This window comes from Streptomyces aurantiogriseus, from assembly GCF_014649375.1.
Lineage (GTDB): Bacteria > Actinomycetota > Actinomycetes > Streptomycetales > Streptomycetaceae > Streptomyces > Streptomyces aurantiogriseus.
In genome coordinates, this window is sequence record NZ_BMSX01000004.1 from 530176 (window position 1) to 548284 (window position 18109).

The following is an 18109-nucleotide window of genomic DNA, read 5'->3' on the forward strand; positions in this document are numbered from 1 at the left end:
CAGGCACACCAACCCCCGTATCACCTCACACCCCATTTGCAGTCGGCCGAATAGCGCTCCGATCACCCCTCGGTAAGCTGACGGCATGACAGGACAAGTGCGTACCGTCGACGGCCGCGTTGCCGGTCGACGCGGGCAGGCGACGCGGCAGAAGTTGCTCGACTGCCTCAGTGAGATGCTCAGCTCCTCTCCTTACCGGGACGTCAAGGTCATCGATGTCGCCCGGAAGGCGGGGACTTCGCCCGCGACCTTCTACCAGTACTTCCCGGACGTCGAGGGCGCCGTCCTGGAGATCGCCGAGCAAATGGCCACCGAGGGCGCCGGGTTGACCGAGCTGCTCGAGGGGCGGTCCTGGGTCGGCAAGGCCGGCTGGCAGACCGCGCAGGAACTCGTCGACGGTTTCCTGGAGTTCTGGAAGAAGAACGACGCGATCCTCCGCGTGGTCGACCTCGGTGCCGCCGAGGGCGACAAGCGTTTCTACAAACTCCGCATGAAGATCCTGAACTCGGTGAACAACTCCCTCGTGGACACCGTCACCGAGTTGCAGTCCAAGGGGCGGGTCGACAAGGACGTGAACCCGGCCGCGGTCGCCGGTTCCCTCGTCGCGATGCTCGCGGCGGTCGCCTCGCACCAGAAGGGTTTCCAGACGTGGGGCGTCAAGCAGGCTGAACTGAAGCCGAACCTGGCGCTGTTGGTGCACCTGGGCATCACCGGCAGGAAGCCGACGAAGTAGCCCGCGGCGGCAGCGCGCCTTTCTTTTTTCAGACCCCAAGTCCTGTCTGGCAGGCGGTGGTTCACCCGGACACCCGGGATGGACCACCGCCTGCCGCGCTCTGGGGGCGCTTGCCCCACGCCTGCTGCCCCCACAGCCCTCATGCCGGCAGTGGCCGGTCCTTCACCACGTGCTTCATCACCAGCGTGGACGTCAGCCGCTGCACCCCCGGCAGTGTCGCCAGCCGCTCGTCGTACAGACGCTGGAAGGCCGCGAGGTCGACGGTGGCCACCCGCAGCAGATAGTCCGGGTCCCCGAAGAGCCGCTGGGCGTCCAGGACGTGCTCGACCTCACCGAGCGCCCGCTCGAACTCCGCGACCGTGTCCCGGTCCTCCTGCCGCATCGAGACGAAGACCAGCGCCTCGAAGGTCAGCCCCATGGCGGTCGGCTCCACCACCGCCCGGTAACCGCTGATCGCCCCGGACCGCTCCAGCTCCCGCAGCCGCCGATGACACGGCGAGACACTCAGGCGCACCCGCGCGGCCAGCTCGGTCACGGTCAGCCGCCCGTCCTGCTGCAGCTCGGCAAGAATCTTCCGGTCCACGTCGTCCATGGGGTGGATCATTCCCCGTTTCCACCGTTACGGGAAATCTAAGACCTCGAAACGATCCGGAACAGCCGTATCTCCCGCTCCACCCGCGCCTGGTACGTCGCATACGGCGGCCAGAACGCCAGCGCCGCCCGCCACACCCCCGCCCGCTCCTCACCCTCCAGCAGCCGGGCGGTGACCGGGATGTCCTCACCCTTCCAGCTGATCTCGGCGTCGGGGTGGGCGAGGAGGTTGGCGGTCCAGGCGGGGTGGCCGGGGCGGCCGAAGTTGGAGCCGATCAGGATCCAGCTGCGGCCTTCCTTCTCGGGCATACAGGCGAGGGGCGTGCGGCGGGGCCGTCCGCTGCGGGCGCCGGTGGAGGTGAGGACGACCCCGGGCAGGAGCTGGGCGCTGAGCAGCACCTTTCCCCGGGTGAGCCGATGGATGGCCCGGTCCAGGGCCGGGATGACGTGCGGGGCGGCCTTGGCGAAGGCCGGGGCCGAGGAGATCTTCTGCACGAGACGGACGCCGATCACACCGCCACCTCCGTCCGGGGCCGCCGGAACAGCCGGGCCTCGTCGGCCGCGTGGGCGCGCAGCCGGTGCGCCGGCCCGAACAGCAGCTCGTCGCCGGCGGCCCGCTTGAAGTACAGGTGGGCCTCGTGCTCCCAGGTGAAACCAATGCCTCCGTGCAGCTGGATCGCCTCCCCGGCGGCGGTACGGAGGGCCTGGAGGGCCTGGGCGAGGACGAGCCCGCCCACCTTCTCGCCGAGGTCCCGGCCGGTCGCCCACGCGGCGTAGTAGGCGGCGGAGCGGGCCGCCTGGAGCTGCACGTAGACGTCGGCCAGCCGGTGCTGGACGGCCTGGAAGGAGCCGATCACCCGCCCGAACTGCTCCCGCTGCCCGACGTACTCGACGGTGCGCTCCAGTGCGCGGTCGGCGGCGCCGACCGCCTCACAGGCGAGGACGGCGGCGGCGCGGTCGCCGACCCGGGACAGGGCGGCGGGGACGTCCTGGCCCTCGTCGTGACCGAGCAACTCTGCTTTCACGTGCCGGAGTTGGATACGGGCCTGCGGCCGGGTCGCGTCCAGGGCGGTCTGCCGCACCCGGACGAGTCCCTCGGCATCCCCAGGAACGAGGAAGAGGAGGGTCCGGGAGCGGACGAAGCCGCCGGTGTGGGCGGCGACGAGGAGCAGCCCGGCGCTGTGCCCGTCGAGGACCTGGGCGGCCTCCCCGTACAGCGTCCACGCGCCGTGGAGGCGCCGGGCCTGGACGCCGCCCGCCCGGCCGCCCCCGGCCCAGTCGCCGTCGTTGCCGCCGGTCAGCGCGAGGGCGGTGGCCAGGGCGGGGGCGGGGACGGCGAGGGTGGCGGTGAGGTCGCCGGAGGCGATACGCGGGAGGAGGGAGGCGCGCTGGGCGTCGGTGCCGAGGGCGAGGAGGAGCGGGGCGGCGAGGACACAGGTGGCGAGGAGGGGCGAGGGGGTGAGGGCGCGGCCGGTCTCCTCGCAGGCGAGGGCGAGGTCGGTGACCGGGCAGCCGACACCGCCGTACGCCTCCGGGAGGGCGAGGCCGGGAAGGCCGAGGTGGTCGGCGAGAGTCACCCAGAGGGCGGGGTCATGGCCGGCCGGGGTGTCGAGGGCGGCCCGGAGGTCGTGCGGGCCGGAGCGTTTGTGGAGCAGTTCCCGCAGCGTGCGGCGGATCTCGTCCTGCTCGGCGGTGAGGCTGGGGTCCATGGAGGGCACTCCCCTTCCCGATCTGACGGGCCGTCATGTTAGGGCGGGGGACCGGGAATGCCCAGAGAGCCGACGGAGGGACGACACCTGCCACGGGGCACCGTATCTGATGTACCGTCAGATTCATGTCACGCCTCTCGCCGGGGAACCGCAGGGTCGCCGTGGTCGGTGTCGCCCTGTCCGACTGCGGCCGCGTCGACGACGCGACCCCGTACGCCCTGCACGCCCAGGCCGCCCGCCGCGCGCTGGCGGACGCCGGGCTGGACCGGTCGCAGGTCGACGGCTTCGCGTCGGCGGGTCTGGGCACCCTGGCCCCCGTCGAGGTGGCCGACTACCTGGGCCTGCGCCCCACCTGGGTCGACTCCACCTCGGTGGGCGGTTCGACCTGGGAGGTCATGGCGGCGCACGCGGCGGACGCGATCGCGGCCGGCCACGCGAACGCCGTCCTGCTGGCCTACGGCTCCACGGCCCGCGCGGACGTCAGGGCGGGCCGCCGCACGGGCACCTTCGCCTTCGGCGCGCGCGGCCCGCTGCAGTTCGAGGTCCCCTACGGCCACACCCTGATCGCCAAGTACGCGATGGCGGCCCGCCGCCACATGATCGAACACGGCACGACGATCGAGCAGTTGGCGGAGGTCGCGGTCCAGGCGAGGGCGAACGCGGCCCTGAACCCGGAGGCGATGTTCCGCGAGCCGATATCCCTCGACGACGTCCTGTCCGGCCCGATGATCGCCGACCCCTTCACGAAGCTGCACTGCTGTCTGCGCTCCGACGGCGGCGCGGCGATCCTGCTGGCGGCCGAGGAGTACGTACAGGACTGCCGTACGGCCCCGGTGTGGATCCTCGGCACCGGAGAGCACGTCTCGCACGCGAGCCTGACGGAGTGGGACGACTTCACGGTGTCCCCGGCGACGGTGAGCGGACGGCTGGCCTTCGCACGCGCCGGGGTACGGCCGGACGAGATCGACTTCGCGGAGATCTACGACGCCTTCACCTACATGACGTTGGTGACGCTGGAGGATCTCGGCTTCTGCGGGAAGGGCGAGGGCGGGGCGTTCGTGGAGAAGGGGCGGCTGAGGGTGGAGGGCGGGGAACTGCCGGTGAACACCGACGGGGGCGGGCTGTCGGCCCAGCATCCCGGGATGCGGGGGCTGTTCCTGCTGGTGGAGGCGGTGCGGCAGTTGCGGGGAGAGGCAGGGGCACGGCAGGTGCGGGCGCGGGACGGGGACCTGCCTCGCCTGGGGGTGGCCTCGGGGACCGGGGGGTGGTTCTGTTCGTCGGGGACGGTGGTGCTGGGGCGCGATTAGGGTCGCCGTATGACGTGGAGCGAGGCGGAGTACGCCGAGTGCCTGGAGGGGGAGCGACGTCGCTACGCGTGGGTGATGCGGCGGTACGGCGGCCTGTCGCCGACGGAGTCCTGGACGGCGGCCCTGCGGTGTTACCCGTACGAGCCGCCCGACAAGCCGTACCGTGGCCTCGTCTTCCACGACGAGGCGTGGCACTGGGCGATGCGGGCGGTCCATGGGGACCGGTACGTTCTGGACCGCCCCGAGCTGGTCGATCCGCCGGCCGAGTACCGGGCCCTGGACTGAGCGGCCCGAGTGATACTCGGGGCATGGGAACGGATCTTCACGAGCTGCTGAGGTCGCTGCGGGTGTGGGACCCGGAGGTGACGGAACTGCCGGCCTTCGATCCGGGTTCGGCGCCGGACGACCCGGTGACGCTGTTCGCCCGGTGGTTCACCGAGGTGGTGGCGGCGGGCGAGCGGGAGCCGCACACGATGACGCTGGCGACGTCGGACGAGGACGGACTGCCGGACGCCCGCATCGTGATGCTGCACGGCGCGGACGGGGAGGGCTGGTCCTTCGCGACGCACGCGACGAGCCGCAAGGGGCGCCAGCTGGCCGCCCGCCCCTACGCGGCCCTCACCTTCTACTGGCCCGTGCTGGGCCGGCAGGTCCGCGTCCGGGGCCCGGTGTCCGTCGCCCCGCCGTCGGAGGCGCAGAGGGACCTGCGGGTGCGGTCGACGGGGGCGCTGGCCGCCGCGCTGACCGGGCGGCAGAGTGAGGTACTGGGGTCGCTGGAGGAGCTGGCGCGGGCTTCCGAGGCGGCCTGGGAGCAGGCTCGGCAGGAACCGGCCGCCGAGTCGCCGACATGGACGCTGTACCGGCTCCGTCCGGATGCTGTGGAGTTCTTCCAGGGGGACGAGCGGCGTCGGCATGTGCGGCTCAGCTACCGGTGGGCGGCCGGGGCCTGGGGCAGAGAACTGCTGTGGCCGTGAGGGCTGACGCTGCGGTGCTGTGCGGGGCGGGGTCACGCCGCGCGTTCGTCGAACACCACCGTGTTGGACCCGTCGGAGACCACACGCAGGTCCACCGTCACATCCAGGAGTCGTGCCGACATGAGATGTCGCCCTGCCGTCGCCATGCGGTGGGGCGGCGCCCTGCCGGCAGCTCGTCAGATCGCGCTGGGCATGTAGCGAGCGGCCACGATTCCGGCCATCATCCGCAGCCTCGCGTAGTAGGACGTGCAGTAGTCGTCGCCGATCAGAGGCAGGATCTTGTCGAGACGCGCGATGCACGCCCAGAGGATCGCGACACCCTCATCGCCGAGCCCGCCGTCGAGCTCCCTTTGGACGAGGGCGGCAACATCCGCATCGAGAAGGATCAGGTCCACCCCTTCGAAGTCGACCCCGCGGAACCCTGCGGGGAACAGCGCGCGCATGTGCTCCTCCCACAGCTGGGAGAGCCGGCCGTCATGGGGGCGCTCGCTCATGTCCGTGATCATCCGAAGTCGTACACCGCGAAGTCCGCCACCGGCCGATACCCGATGCGCTGGTACAGCCCGTTGCTCGTCGGGTTGGCCAGGTCGGTGAAGAGGAGGATCTCCTTCACGCCGGAGTCCCGGGCCGCCCGGCTGACCTCGGCCGTGGCCGCGCCCGCGTAGCCTCGGCCGCGCAACTCCGCCGGGGTGTAGACGGGGGCGACCCGTACCTGGCCTGCCACCTCCGGGGTGGCGCCGGCCATGGAGACGGGGGTGCCGTCGGGGGCCTCCCAGAAGGTGATGCCGCCGTACGCGATGCGGAAGTCGGCCAGGGCTCCGCTGTCCTGGCCGTTGTGTTCGCCGATCTGTTCCGCGAAGTCCTCGAACCAGGCCACCAGTTGGGCCCGGTCGGACGCGGTGGCGATGCGGGGGCGGCCGGATGGGGCGGGCTTCGGAGGTGTCAACTCCTCCAGGCGGTACAGGCGTTGGCGTTCCCTCAGGCTCGTCTCCGCTCCCGTGCGGCGGCGCCAGGCCTCCGCGAAGGCTCCCGCCGTGTCGTCGGACGCCGAGACGCCGGGGAGGCGCTGTCCGGCCAGGCGGGCGGCGAGCGCTTCGGCGTCGGCCTCCGCGAGGGGTGTGACGTTGATCCAGTACGGGGGTGTGCGGACGAAGACCGCGCGGACCTCGCCGTTCCGCTCCAGGGAGCCGAAGAGGGGGGCCTCGGGGCCGAAGGCGTGCAGGCCCCTGCGGCGGAGGGCGTCCGTCACCGTCAACGGGACGGTGTGCAGCGCGGGTTCGGAGCGCAGGAAGGCGTCGGCGCGGGTGAGGAAGGCGTCGAGGTCGTGGGTGAGGTGCCAGTCGGCGGGGCTCATCGCGGCGCTCCGATCTCCGGTTCCGGGTCCGTCGCCAGGCGTCCGTGGCGGTGCACGTCCCGCCAGGCGTCCCTGCGGCCCGCCTCCCACATCGCGCCGCGCAGAGTCCCCTCGTACAGGAAGCCGCACCGCTCGGCGATCCTGCAAGAGGCCTCGTGGCCGAGGGCGTGGCCCAACTCCAGCCGGTGGAGGCCGACTTCGGCGTAGGCCCAGCGGGTTGCCAGGAGGAGCGCGCGGGTCGCCACCTGGTGGCCTCGGGCCTCGGGGAGGACCCAGTAGCCGATGTTGCCGAAGCTCTGGACCCGGTCGATCACGTTGAGGCCCACCTGGCCGAGGATCGTCCCGTCGTCGGCGTCCGTGACACAGAAGATCGCGGACGTCCCGGCCGCCACGTCCGCGGTCTTCGCCCGCAGCGACTCCCGGGCGGTGGCTGTGTCCGTGATCGTCCGCAGCGGGGTGTTCCAGCGCTGGAACTCGGGATCGACGTGGCCGCGCAGCCACGCGTCGACATCGGCGGCGGACTCGGGGTCCCACGGACGCAGACGGAGGCCGAGACCTTCGAGACCCGGGGCGGGCGGGGCGGCGGCGTACGGCTCGTGGGTGTCGGTCATCCGATTATTGAACACCCGCCCGAGCGGGGACGGCTGTCGAATTTCCTCCCGGCCTTTCCTCCCGGCCTTTCCTCCCGGCCGGACGGGCTCACCCGGTCGAAGCTTCAGTCGCCGGCCCGAACACCGGCACCCCCTCCGGAAAGGCCACCCTCAGCCCCATCCCGGCCTGCAACTCCCCCTCCGACACCCCCACCAGCTCCGTCGCCATCCGCACCCCCTCCGCCAGATCCACCACCGCCGCGACATACGGCACCCGCTCCCCGAACGGCGGCAGGTCGTTCCGGTGGACGACGGACCAGGTGTACAGCGTCGCCCGCCCGCTCGCCGCCTCCCACCTCACGTCCTCGCTCCAGCAGTACGGGCAGAACTCCCGCGGATAGTGGTGGGGCCGCCCGCACGCCCCACACCTCCGGATCAGCAACCGCCCCTCCGCCGCCGCGTCCCAGTACGTGCGCGTGAAGGCGTCGGCCTCGGGGACGTCGTACCGGGAAGCCACCGCCGGAACCGGCACCGGAGCCGCCGTCGAATCCGCCGCCCCCATCAGAACCACCCCAGCGCGCTGTCCAGCGACCACGTCTGCCAGGACATCCCGAACAGCCCCACGACCGAGATCAGTGCCATCATCCCGTTCTGCCCCTGCTCGGCCCAGTCGTGGATCATGAGGGTGAGGTAGAGGAGGTTCAGGAGCAGGCCGCCCACCAGGGCGATCGGGGTCAGGAAGCCGAGGATCAGCCCGAGGCCGAGTGCCAGCTCCGCGTACAGGACGACGTACGCCATCACGCGCGGCCTCGGCGCGACCACCACCTCGAAGCCGGACCGTACGGCGTTCCAGCGGTGCTTCGAGGCGACGTCCGCCGCCCACGCGATCCCGGACCCCTCGAACCAGCTCTTCTTCTCCTTGTGCCGCCAGCTCTCCAGCCACCACAGGCCGAGTCCGATCCGCAGCACGGCCAGCCATTGCGCCCCGGTGAGCCAGATCGCATCCATGAAACTGACGGTACGTCAGATTGGGGTGTCCGGGAAGCCCGCGCATTCCGAGGGGTTCATGCATTTCCGATCCCCCAGCAGGCCCCCGAACGCAGCGCCCGTTTCCCGTCATGGCTTCGGTCGCCGTCAACCCGCGACGCCGAGCCCAGCGCACCTGGGCCCGGCGTCGCGGCGTATCCACAACCACGGATGCACCACCACGGATCCACGGACGAAGGACCCACGACAACGTCTTTACAACCGGCGGCCATATGCCACAACCAGGTGGCGTACGCCACACGCCCCACCCAGGACTCCTCCAAGCGTGATCAATCCGCAACCAATTCCGGTCTTGACCGAGACCCATCAACCGCCCGCGTGATTACGCTCGCGCTCATGGCCGACTCCACACCGTCCGCGAACCCCTCCGCGATCACCACCGCGAACCCCGCCGACCGCCCGGTCTACGTCATCGGCGGCGGCCCGGGCGGCCTCGCCACCGCGTACGCGCTGCGGGCCCAGGGGATACGTGCCGTCGTGGTGGAGCGGTCCGACGGGGTCGGCGCGTCCTGGCGGCGCCACTACGACCGGCTGCATCTGCACACCACCCGGCGTCTGTCGGCCCTCCCCGGGCTCGCGATGCCGCGCCGCTTCGGGCGGTGGGTGGCCCGGGACGACATGGTGCGGTACCTGGAGAAGTACGCCGAGCACCACGAGCTGGAGCTCGTCACCGGCGTCGAGGTCTCCCGGGTCGAGCGCACCGCCGACGGCACCGGCTGGCTGCTGCACGCTTCCGGCGGGCGCGAGCTGACGGGCTCCGCGGTCGTCGTCGCGACGGGGTACAACCACACCCCGTACCTGCCGGACTGGCCCGGCCGCGAGGCGTACACCGGTGAACTCACGCACGCCTCCGCCTACCGCGACGGCACGCCCTACGCCGGCCGGGACGTCCTGGTCGTCGGCGTCGGCAACACCGGCGCGGAGATCGCCGTCGACCTGGTGGAGAGCGGGGCCGCGCGGGTGCGGCTGGCCGTGCGGACCGTGCCGCACATCGTGCGCCGTTCGACCGCCGGCTGGGCCGCCCAGTACAGCGGCATCCTCGTACGCCGTCTGCCTGTGGGCCTCGTCGACCGGCTCTGCCGGGTGATGGCCAAGGTGAGCGTGCCGGACCTGTCGGCACGCGGGCTGCCGCGCCCTGACACCGGGCTCTACACCCGGGCCAGGCAGGGGGCGATCCCGGTGCAGGACGTCGGTCTGATCGACGCCGTGCGCAGGGGGAAGGTGGAGATCGTGGCCGCCGTCGAGGGCTTCGAGGACGGCAAGGTCGTCCTGGCCGACGGCACCCGTCTCGAGACGGACGCCGTCGTCGCCGCCACCGGATACGTCCGTGCCCTGGAGGGCCTGGTCGGCCACCTGGACGTGCTCGACGAGCGCGGCAGGCCGGTCGCCCATGGTGCCCGCTCCCCCAAGGACGCGCCCGGCCTGTACTTCACCGGCTTCACCACTCCCATCAGCGGCACGCTGCGCGAGCTGGCGCTCGACGCGGAGCGGATCGCGAAGGCCGTACGCCGTCAACTCGCCTGACATCCCTGCCCGTTACACGTGTGTCAGATGTGACGGGAGCGTTGTCCGGGCCTCCGTGCGGAGCCAGAATGTGAGCCCTGTTCACCTTTTCCGGCTCCACCCCCCTCTCGACGGAGGACGCACGTGGCACGTGAACGACAGCTCTCCCGCCGCTCCCCTGACGGCCTCTCCCGCCGCTCCCTGCTCGGCGGCACCGCCGCCCTCGCCGGCGCGGCCACCCTCACCACGACCACCGCCGGCACGGCGTCCGCGGCGACCACCGGCGACGTGGACGTCGCCGTCGTCGGCGCCGGCCTCGCCGGCCTCACCGCGGCCCGCGACCTGGTCGCCGCCGGCCGGACGGTCGCCGTCCTGGAAGCCCGCGACCGCGTCGGCGGCCGGGTGATGGGCCTGCCCCTCGCAGGCGGTGGAGTCACCGAGGGCGGCGGCGAGTTCATCGGCCCCACCCAGCACCGCATCAAGGCGCTCGCCGACTCCCTCGGCGTGGAGACCTTCGCCACCTACAACACCGGCAAGAACCTGCTCTACAAGGACGGCAAGAAGACCCCGTACGCCACCGACGGCCTCCTCGGCTCGGTCCCGCCGATCGACGCGGCCGGGCTCGCCAACGCGGCGATCGTGCAGGCCACGCTCGACGACATGGCGAAGCAGATTCCGGTCGACGCGCCCTGGACCGCCGCGAAGGCCGCCGAGTGGGACCGGCAGACCTTCGAGACCTGGCTGCGCGCCAACGCCGTCGTCCCGTCCGCCAAGTTCCTTCTCGACGTGGCCTGTACGTCGATCTTCTCGGCCGAACCCCGTGAACTCTCCCTGCTGTTCGTCCTCTTCTACATCGCCGCCGCCGGCGACGCGTCGAACCCCGGCACCCTGGAACGCCTCACCGAGACCGCGAACGGCGCCCAGGAACTGCGCTTCGTCGGCGGCTCCCAACTGGTGCCGATCAAACTGGCCGCCACCCTCGGCGACCGGGTGGTGCTGAACGCCCCGGTGCGCACGATCACCCGGTCCGGCAGCAAGTACGTCGTGACGGCCGACGGCGCCACGGTCACCGCCAGGAAGGTCGTCGTCGCCGTACCCCCGCCGATCGCCGCCCGCATCACGTACGACCCGCTGCTGCCCGCCGCCCGCGACCAGCTCACCCAGCGCCTGCCGATGGCCTCGGTCGGCAAGGCCATCGCGATCTACGACACCCCCTTCTGGCGTGCCGACGGCCTCAACGGCCAGGTCGTCAGCGACACCGGAGTGATCAGCTCCACCTTCGACAACTCCCCGCCCGACGCCTCGTACGGCGCGCTGATGGGCTTCATCGAGGCCGACAAGGCGCGGGCGCTGGACGCGGCGAGCGAGGCGGAGGTCAGGGCGGCCGTCCTGAAGGACTACGTGACGTACTTCGGCGAGAAAGCCGCCTCCCCCACCTCGTTCGTCCTGCAACGCTGGAACAACGAGGGCTACACCCGTGGCGGGCCCGTCTCCATCGCCGCGCCCGGTGTCCTGACCCAGTACGGCCCGGCCCTGCGCCGGCCCGTCGGCGGCATCCACTGGGCCGGAACGGAGACCTCCACCTACTGGATGGGCTTCATGGACGGTGCCGTGCGCTCGGGCGAGCGGGTGGCGCAGGAGGTGCTGGCGGTGCTGTAGGCCCGCTCTCCGGCTCCGTCCTGGTCCATGCCTTTCTGTGTGCACACCCATTCCTGACATCCCGTCAGTTATGTAATCTGACACTGCGTCAGTTACTTGGCAGTCACACAGGAGCGGGCGGACCGATGCTTGGATCAACCCACGGCACCCTCACCACCGACTCCCGCCGGGCCCGGGTCCTCGCGTGCGACGAGCGGCCCGGGCCCGCCGTCCACGGCCGGTCCGCCGACGCGGACGACCTGGACGTCAGCGGGCGCCCGCTGTACGCCGACGTCCCCGATCTGGACCGCTTCTTCCGGCCCGAGTCCGTCGCGGTGATCGGCGCCTCGGACGCCGAGGGCCGGCCGAGCACCGGGGTCACCCGGCAGCTGGTCGGCTGGGCGGAGCGGGTGGGGGCGCGGCTGCACCCGGTGCACCCCACCCGTGAGTCCGTCTTCGGCATCCCCTGCTGCCCCTCCGTCGCCGACCTGCCCGAACAGGTCGACCTGGCCGTGCTGCTGGTCGCGGATCCGCTGCCGGTGATCGAGCAACTGGGCGAGGCGAAGGTGAAGTTCGCGGTCGTCTTCGCCTCCGGCTTCGCGGAGACCGGCGAGCGGGGCGCGGCGGCTCAGGACCGGCTCGCGGCGGCCGTGGCCCGCTCGGGGACACGACTGCTCGGCCCCAACACCAATCTCAACGCCTTCGAGCACTTCCGCGACGACCTCGACGGACCGGCCATCGCGCTGATCACCCAGTCCGGCCACCAGGGCCGCCCGGTCTTCGCCCTGCAGGAACTCGGCATCCGCCTCTCCCACTGGGCCCCCACCGGCAACGAGGCCGACCTGGAGACCGCCGACTTCCTCTCCTACTTCGCCGAGCAGCCGGAGGTCGGCGCGATCGCCTGCTACGTCGAGGGCCTCAAGGACGGCCGTGCGTTCCTGCTCGCCGCCGACCGGGCCGCCCGGCGCGGGGTCCCGGTCGTCGCCGTCAAGGTCGGCCGCACCGAGACCGGCGCCCGCACCGCCGCCACCCACACCGGCAAGCTGACCGGCGCGGACGAGGTGGTCGACGCGGCGATGCGCCAGTACGGCGTGATCCGCGTCGACGGGCTCGACGAGCTCCAGGACACGGCGACCCTGCTGGCCCGCGCGAAGCCGCCGCTCGCCGACGGGGTGGTGGTGTACGCGATCTCGGGCGGCACCGGCGCCCACGTCGCCGACCTGGCGACGGCGGCCGGACTGCGCCTGCCGGAGCTGTCGGCGGCCCGGCAGGCCGAGCTGCACCAGTGGATACCCGAGTACCTGAACGTGGCCAACCCGGTCGACAACGGGGGTCACCCCGTGGGGGACTGGCGGGGCCGGAAGATCATCGACGCGATCCTGGACGATCCGGAGGTCGGTGTCCTGATCTGCCCGATCACCGGGCCCTTCCCGCCGCTCAGCGACCGGCTCGTCCAGGACCTGGTGGACGCGGCCGAGCGGACGGACAAGCTGGTGTGCGTGGTGTGGGGCTCACCGGTCGGCACCGAGCCCGCGTACCGCGAGGTCCTGCTGGGCTCCTCCCGGGTGGCGACCTTCCGTACGGTCTCGGGCTGTCTGACGGCCGTCCGCGCCCACCTCGACCACCACCGCTTCGTCCGGGGCTACCGCTCCCCCTTCGACGAGGCCCCGCGCACCGCGTCCCCCTCCTTCCGCAAGGCACGGATGCTGATGCGGCCGAGCCAGCAGCTGAGCGAGCACGCGGCGAAGCAGCTGTTGCGGGCGTACGGCATCCGGGTCCCGCGCGAGCAACTGGTGACCAGCGCCGCGGCGGCCGTACGGGCGGCCGGGCTGGTCGGCTACCCCGTGGTGATGAAGGCGTCCGGCGCGCAGATCGCCCACAAGACCGAGCTGGGCCTGGTGAAGATCGGCCTGACCTCGGCGAGCCAGGTGCGCGACGCCTACCGCGAACTCACCGACATCGCCCGCTACGAGGGTGTCTCGCTGGACGGTGTCCTGGTGTGCCAGATGGTCGAGCGGGGCGTGGAGATGGTCGTCGGTGTCACCCACGACGACCTGTTCGGCCCGACCGTGACCGTCGGGCTCGGCGGCGTCCTCGTGGAGGTGCTGCGCGACACGGCCGTACGCGTGCCCCCCTTCGGCGAGGACCAGGCGCACGACATGGTCGCGGAACTGCGCGGCCGGGCCCTCCTCGACGGGGTCCGGGGTCGCCCCCCGGCCGACCTGGACGCCCTCGTGGAAGTCGTCCTGCGCGTCCAGCGCATGGCACTGGAGCTGGGGGACGAGCTCGCCGAGCTCGACATCAACCCGCTGATGGTGCTGCCCCGGGGGCAGGGGGCGGTGGCGTTGGACGCGTTGGCGGTGTGCCGGTGAGGGGTGCGGCGTGCGTCCGTGCGGGTTGTGCGGGCGCGCCGTACCGGCGAAGATCACGCCGTGGAGGAGACGAGCGGGACCGGCAGCACCGGCGGGGGAGCCAAGAGGCCCCCGCGCGTCGGAAAGGGCTTGAGCGACGAGCCGATCGAGGCGTGGCGGGCCCGGCGGCCGACGGCCGAGGCGCTCTACGCGGCGGTGCGGCAGGGCGACGTCGACGGGACACGCGCGCTCATCGAGGCGGGGGCGGATCCGGACCAGATCATCGGCGAGTACGACGAGTACACGCCGCTGACCCTGGCGGCGGACATGGGACACCTGGCCGTCGTGGAGTTGCTGCTCGACGCCGGAGTCCACCCCGACTCCCAGAACCGGTTCGGCTACCTGCCCGTCGTGATGGCGGCGAAGAGCGCCGCACCCCACTCGGAGATCGTCGACCTGCTGGTGCGGCGCGGAGCGGACCTCGACGCGGAGATGAAGGGCAGGTCCGCCCGCGCATGGCTGGCCCTTCCTCCCGGAACGGAGCATGACAGTGCCGGAGCCGTGGATACGTCACACGACTGACCACCACGTCACCCACCTCACCCTCGACCGCCCCGAGGCACTCAACGCCCTCACGCCCGACCAGCGCGACCACCTGATCGACCTGCTGGCCGCAGCGTCCGCCGACGCGGAGGTCCGGGCCGTCGTCCTGACCGGGACGGGCCGGGGCTTCTGCGCGGGTGCGGACCTGCGAGGCGGGTCGGCGGCCGGGGACCGGGTCCCCGGTGACGTCGCCCGCACCCTCCGCCTCGGCGCCCAACGCCTCATCTCGGCCGTCCTCGACTGCGAGAAGCCGGTCATCGCCGCGGTGAACGGCACGGCGGCCGGCCTGGGCGCCCACCTCGCGTTCGCCTGCGACCTGGTGCTGGCCGCCGAATCGGCCCGCTTCATCGAGGTGTTCGTACGCCGGGGCCTGGTCCCCGACGCGGGCGGCGCCTACCTCCTCCCCCGCCTGATCGGCCCCCAGCGCGCCAAGGAGCTGATGTTCTTCGGCGACGCCCTCACCGCGGCCGACGCCGAACGCCTCGGCCTGGTCAACCGGGTCGTCCCGGAAGGCGAGCTGGCGAAGACGGCCCACGCCTGGGCCGAACGCCTCGCCGCCGGCCCGACCCGCGCCCTCGCCCTGACCAAGCAGCTCGTCAACGCCTCCCTCGACACCGACCGCGCCACCGCCTTCGCCGCCGAGGCGGCCGCCCAGGAGATCAACATGGGCACGGCGGACGCCCGGGAGGGCGTGGCGAGCTTCGTGGAGCGGCGGGAGGCGCGGTTCCGGGGCCGGTGACGCTCAGGACCGCTGCTTGAGCACCCGCAGCTCTCCTGCGTCCAGGTCGGGCCCGAGAATCGCGAACAACTCGGGCGCACGGTCCGTTCCGGCGACCGTCCAGGCCGTCTCGTCCCCACAGCCGCTGCCGGTGCCCCTGCCCGTGTCGAGGCGTACGAGGACATCGGCCCGGTCGTGGTACTCGCCGTCCGGGTCGAGGGACCAGGTCCCGGTACCGTCGCACACCTCGAAGCCGGCGCTCGCCTCGGCCCCGGGCTGGGCCGGCATCCGGGTCAGCTCGGCCCGCCCGCCCGGCAGCAGTTCCAGCACGGCCCCTTCCTCATCGCGCCAGACGCCGGAGAGCTGCTCGGCGGACAGCTTCGGGGGGTCGTACTCCTCGATCAGACCCGTGACGGTGGCGAGCAGACCGCCCGTCACGGCGAGGACGAACAAGCCGACGGTGGCGCCTGCCGCGCGGCCCCAGGAGACCCCGACCCGCCCGGCCGTGCGCGGCCGCCCGCGCTCGTACGCCACCCCCAGGACAGGCAGCACACCGAGCTCCGCGAAGAGCGGAGCGGTCGTGGAGAACGACCAGCCCCACCACGCCGAGCACACGGCGGCCCACACCACGCCCACCAGGCCGGTGCACACCAGATGCCGCACCCACCGGGGCCCCGGAACCCGGCGCAGCACGACGTCGGTGAGCACGGCCCCCCGGCACGGTCTGCACGCACGCGTGCAGAAGCCCCAGCACCGGCAGATACACAGGCGCGAGGAAGAGTACGCAGAACAACCCGATGGTCTGGCCGCCGACCCCGTACTGGCTGGTGGCCACCCCATGGATCCACCACAGCACGAACACCGCCGGAAGCTGCGCCGCGCCCGCCGCAGCGGCCGCGTTCACATCGGTGACAGCCCAGTTCAGAGCGGCTTTTCGCCGCACGCCCTCCCACCCCATGACCGCAGCGTACGTCCCACCGTCCCTCCCGCCTCCCCACCCCTTCCTATCTGACGCTCCGTCAGCTTCAATGGGGAACGTGATGGGACACGCAGGCGCGGCGGCCGCGGCCGTCCGTCATCTCCGGGCCGGCCCGGTCGAGCCGCTGCCCCGCCCCGAACTGCGCTGCGTCCGTGCGGACGAGCGGGCGCCGGTCGACCAGGGCGAGTTCCGGCGGGTGCTGGGGACCTTCGCGACGGGTGTGACCGTGGTCACGGCACCGGCCGCCGATGACGGCGGTGCCCCCGCCGGCTTCGCCTGCCAGTCCTTCTCCTCCCTCTCCCTGGACCCACCCCTCGTCGTCTTCATGGTCGGCCGCACCTCGACGACCTGGCCCCGGATCGCCCGCGCGGGCGTCTTCTGTGTGAACGTCCTGGGAGCGGGCCAGGCCGGCCTGTGCCGCGCCTTCGCCGTCTCCGGCGCGGACAAGTTCGCGGGAGTCCCCTACGACGCCGCCCCCGTCACCGGCTCCCCGCGCCTCGCGGGCGCCCCGGCCTGGATCGACTGCACGATCCACGCGGTGCACACCGGAGGGGACCACCTGATCGTGGTGGGACGGGTGGAGGCGCTGGGGACGGGCGACGGGGACGAACCGCCGCTGCTGTTCCACAAGGGGCGGTTCCTCTGACGGTCAGCCCGCCACCGCGAGCCGACCCACCGCCCTGTCCGGCCGCCGCCGGATCACCAGCGCCATCAACGCCGCCGCCGCGCACAGCGCCCCCGACGCGTACCAGACCACGTCGTACGAGCCGAAGACGTCGCGGGCGACGCCGCCGAGGAAGGCGACCAGGGCGGCGCCGACCTGGTGGGAGGCGAGGACCCAGCCGAAGACGATGGCGCTGTCGTCGCCGTACTGCTCGCGGCACAGGGCCAGGGTGGGCGGGACGGTGGCGACCCAGTCGAGGCCGTAGAAGACGATGAAGAAGATCATCGGGGGGTGGACCGTGGGGGCCAGCAGCATCGGGAGGAACAGGAGGGAGATGCCCCTGAGCGCGTAGTACACGGCCAGCAGGCGGCGCGGTTCGAAGCGGTCGGTGAACCAGCCGGAGGCGATCGTGCCGACCACGTCGAAGACTCCGATGACCGCGAGCAGGGAGGCCGCCGCGGTGACGGGCATGCCGTGGTCGTGGGCGGCGGGCACGAAGTGGGTCTGGATCAGGCCGTTCGTGGAGGCGCCGCAGATGGCGAAGGTGCCGGCCAGCAGCCAGAACGGGCCCGTGCGCATCGCCGAGAAGAGGACCGTGACCGCCCGACGCGCGGCGCCCGGCACCGGGGCCGGCTTGGGGACGAACTCCTTCGCGCCGTACGGCTTCAGGCCCACGTCCGCCGGGTGGTCGCGCAGCAGCAGCCAGACGAAGGGGACGACCGCGAGGGCGGCGAGGGCGACCGTCACCGCGGCCGGGCGCCAGTCGTAGCGCGTGATCATCCAGGACAGCAGCGGCAGGAAGATCAGCTGGCCGGAGGCGGAGGCCGCGGTGAGGATGCCGCTGACCAGGCCCCGGCGCTCGGTGAACCAGCGGTTGGTGACCGTCGCCGCGAAGGCCAGCGCCATCGAACCGGAGCCGAGGCCGACCAGCAGGCCCCAGCACAGCAACAGTTGCCAGGCCGCCGTCATCCACACCGTCAGGCCCGAGCCGATCGCGATCACGGTCAGGGCGACGGCGACGACCCGGCGGATGCCGAAACGGTCCATCAGCGCCGCCGCGAAGGGTGCGGTGAGCCCGTAGAGGGCCAGGTTGATCGAGACGGCCGCGCCGATCGTGCCCCGCGACCAGTCGAACTCCTCGTGCAGCGGGTCGATGAGCAGGCCGGGCAGCGAGCGGAACGCCGCCGCGCCGATGATCGTGACGAAGGTGACGGCGGCGACGAACCAGGCGCGGTGGAGGCGGATACGGGAAGGGGGCTTCTGCTCCTCTATGGCTGCGGGAGCCTCGCTTGTCTGGATCACGCCCCAAAGGTTCGGCTGTCCGCCTCTCCCCAGCGAGTGGCCCGAA

General features: G+C 72.3%; 20 protein-coding genes. 10 read left to right on the forward strand and 10 right to left on the reverse strand.

What is annotated here, in order from left to right; translation table 11 throughout:
• The first annotated feature begins 97 nt into the window (after window positions 1-97).
• On the forward strand, window positions 98-733 hold the full coding sequence (locus tag IE263_RS11925) for a TetR family transcriptional regulator (protein ID WP_189935387.1): 636 nt from the start codon (window positions 98-100) through the stop codon (window positions 731-733).
• A 139-nt stretch (window positions 734-872) separates the two neighbouring features.
• Here IE263_RS11925 and IE263_RS11930 read toward each other — a convergent pair whose 3' ends face one another.
• The 3 genes from IE263_RS11930 to IE263_RS11940 are packed head-to-tail and all read right to left on the reverse strand — an operon-like array spanning window position 873 to window position 3033.
• Window positions 873-1325: an Lrp/AsnC family transcriptional regulator gene (locus IE263_RS11930; RefSeq protein WP_189935190.1), complete on the reverse strand. Its 453-nt coding sequence runs from the start codon at window positions 1323-1325 to the stop codon at window positions 873-875.
• A gap of 38 nt (window positions 1326-1363) precedes the next feature.
• On the reverse strand, window positions 1364-1837 hold the full coding sequence (locus IE263_RS11935; protein WP_189935192.1) for a nitroreductase/quinone reductase family protein: 474 nt from the start codon (window positions 1835-1837) through the stop codon (window positions 1364-1366).
• Window positions 1834-3033, reverse strand: coding sequence for an acyl-CoA dehydrogenase family protein (locus IE263_RS11940; RefSeq protein ID WP_189935194.1), 1200 nt, complete (start codon window positions 3031-3033; stop codon window positions 1834-1836). The genes IE263_RS11935 and IE263_RS11940 overlap by 4 nt, the downstream gene beginning before the upstream one ends.
• 125 nt (window positions 3034-3158) lie before the next feature.
• Here IE263_RS11940 and IE263_RS11945 point away from each other — a divergent pair, with 125 nt between their 5' ends.
• From IE263_RS11945 to IE263_RS11955, 3 genes are read left to right on the forward strand one after another with little or no spacing between them, the layout of a single operon-like run.
• A complete protein-coding gene (locus IE263_RS11945) occupies window positions 3159-4340 on the forward strand; it encodes a thiolase C-terminal domain-containing protein (protein WP_189935195.1) in 1182 nt (393 codons plus the stop codon).
• A gap of 9 nt (window positions 4341-4349) precedes the next feature.
• A complete protein-coding gene (locus IE263_RS11950) occupies window positions 4350-4625 on the forward strand; it encodes a hypothetical protein (protein WP_189935197.1) in 276 nt (91 codons plus the stop codon).
• A gap of 23 nt (window positions 4626-4648) precedes the next feature.
• A complete protein-coding gene (locus tag IE263_RS11955; RefSeq protein ID WP_189935199.1) occupies window positions 4649-5314 on the forward strand; it encodes a pyridoxine/pyridoxamine 5'-phosphate oxidase in 666 nt (221 codons plus the stop codon).
• A gap of 176 nt (window positions 5315-5490) precedes the next feature.
• Here the strand turns inward: IE263_RS11955 and IE263_RS11960 are convergent, their stop codons facing one another.
• From IE263_RS11960 to IE263_RS11980, 5 genes are all read right to left on the reverse strand, one after another.
• On the reverse strand, window positions 5491-5808 hold the full coding sequence (locus IE263_RS11960) for a hypothetical protein (RefSeq protein WP_189935201.1): 318 nt from the start codon (window positions 5806-5808) through the stop codon (window positions 5491-5493).
• Window positions 5809-5816: 8 nt separating this feature from the next.
• Window positions 5817-6668: a GNAT family N-acetyltransferase gene (locus IE263_RS11965; protein WP_189935203.1), complete on the reverse strand. Its 852-nt coding sequence runs from the start codon at window positions 6666-6668 to the stop codon at window positions 5817-5819.
• Window positions 6665-7279: a GNAT family N-acetyltransferase gene (locus IE263_RS11970; protein WP_189935206.1), complete on the reverse strand. Its 615-nt coding sequence runs from the start codon at window positions 7277-7279 to the stop codon at window positions 6665-6667. The genes IE263_RS11965 and IE263_RS11970 overlap by 4 nt, the downstream gene beginning before the upstream one ends.
• 88 nt (window positions 7280-7367) lie before the next feature.
• Window positions 7368-7820 (reverse strand): Zn-ribbon domain-containing OB-fold protein, encoded by a 453-nt coding sequence (locus IE263_RS11975; protein WP_189935208.1) that lies wholly within the window; start codon window positions 7818-7820, stop codon window positions 7368-7370.
• On the reverse strand, window positions 7820-8266 hold the full coding sequence (locus IE263_RS11980; RefSeq protein ID WP_189935210.1) for a DoxX family membrane protein: 447 nt from the start codon (window positions 8264-8266) through the stop codon (window positions 7820-7822). Before IE263_RS11980 ends, IE263_RS11975 begins: the two co-directional genes overlap by 1 nt.
• 375 nt (window positions 8267-8641) lie before the next feature.
• Between IE263_RS11980 and IE263_RS11985 the strand changes: the two genes are divergently transcribed.
• From IE263_RS11985 to IE263_RS12005, 5 genes are all read left to right on the forward strand, one after another.
• Complete coding sequence (locus IE263_RS11985; protein WP_189935212.1) at window positions 8642-9829, forward strand: flavin-containing monooxygenase; 1188 nt, start codon at window positions 8642-8644, stop codon at window positions 9827-9829.
• Window positions 9830-9952: 123 nt separating this feature from the next.
• Complete coding sequence (locus tag IE263_RS11990) at window positions 9953-11467, forward strand: flavin monoamine oxidase family protein (protein ID WP_189935214.1); 1515 nt, start codon at window positions 9953-9955, stop codon at window positions 11465-11467.
• A 125-nt stretch (window positions 11468-11592) separates the two neighbouring features.
• Window positions 11593-13818, forward strand: coding sequence for an acetate--CoA ligase family protein (locus IE263_RS11995; RefSeq protein WP_189935216.1), 2226 nt, complete (start codon window positions 11593-11595; stop codon window positions 13816-13818).
• A 129-nt stretch (window positions 13819-13947) separates the two neighbouring features.
• Window positions 13948-14379 (forward strand): ankyrin repeat domain-containing protein, encoded by a 432-nt coding sequence (locus IE263_RS12000; RefSeq protein ID WP_189935218.1) that lies wholly within the window; start codon window positions 13948-13950, stop codon window positions 14377-14379.
• Window positions 14342-15139, forward strand: a complete 798-nt coding sequence (locus tag IE263_RS12005; protein WP_189935220.1) for an enoyl-CoA hydratase/isomerase family protein — start codon at window positions 14342-14344, stop codon at window positions 15137-15139. Before IE263_RS12000 ends, IE263_RS12005 begins: the two co-directional genes overlap by 38 nt.
• Before the next feature lie 3 nt (window positions 15140-15142).
• Here IE263_RS12005 and IE263_RS12010 read toward each other — a convergent pair whose 3' ends face one another.
• The gene (locus IE263_RS12010; protein WP_229910920.1) at window positions 15143-15826 is read right to left on the reverse strand and encodes a hypothetical protein; all 684 of its coding nucleotides are present in this window, start codon (window positions 15824-15826) and stop codon (window positions 15143-15145) included.
• Between the two features lie 332 nt (window positions 15827-16158).
• On the opposite strand from IE263_RS12010, the gene IE263_RS12015 reads away from it, so the two are divergent.
• The gene (locus IE263_RS12015; RefSeq protein WP_189935389.1) at window positions 16159-16743 is read left to right on the forward strand and encodes a flavin reductase family protein; all 585 of its coding nucleotides are present in this window, start codon (window positions 16159-16161) and stop codon (window positions 16741-16743) included.
• Between the two features lie 3 nt (window positions 16744-16746).
• Here the strand turns inward: IE263_RS12015 and IE263_RS12020 are convergent, their stop codons facing one another.
• Complete coding sequence (locus IE263_RS12020) at window positions 16747-18063, reverse strand: MFS transporter (protein ID WP_189935222.1); 1317 nt, start codon at window positions 18061-18063, stop codon at window positions 16747-16749.
• Between the last annotated feature and the right edge of the window lie 46 nt (window positions 18064-18109).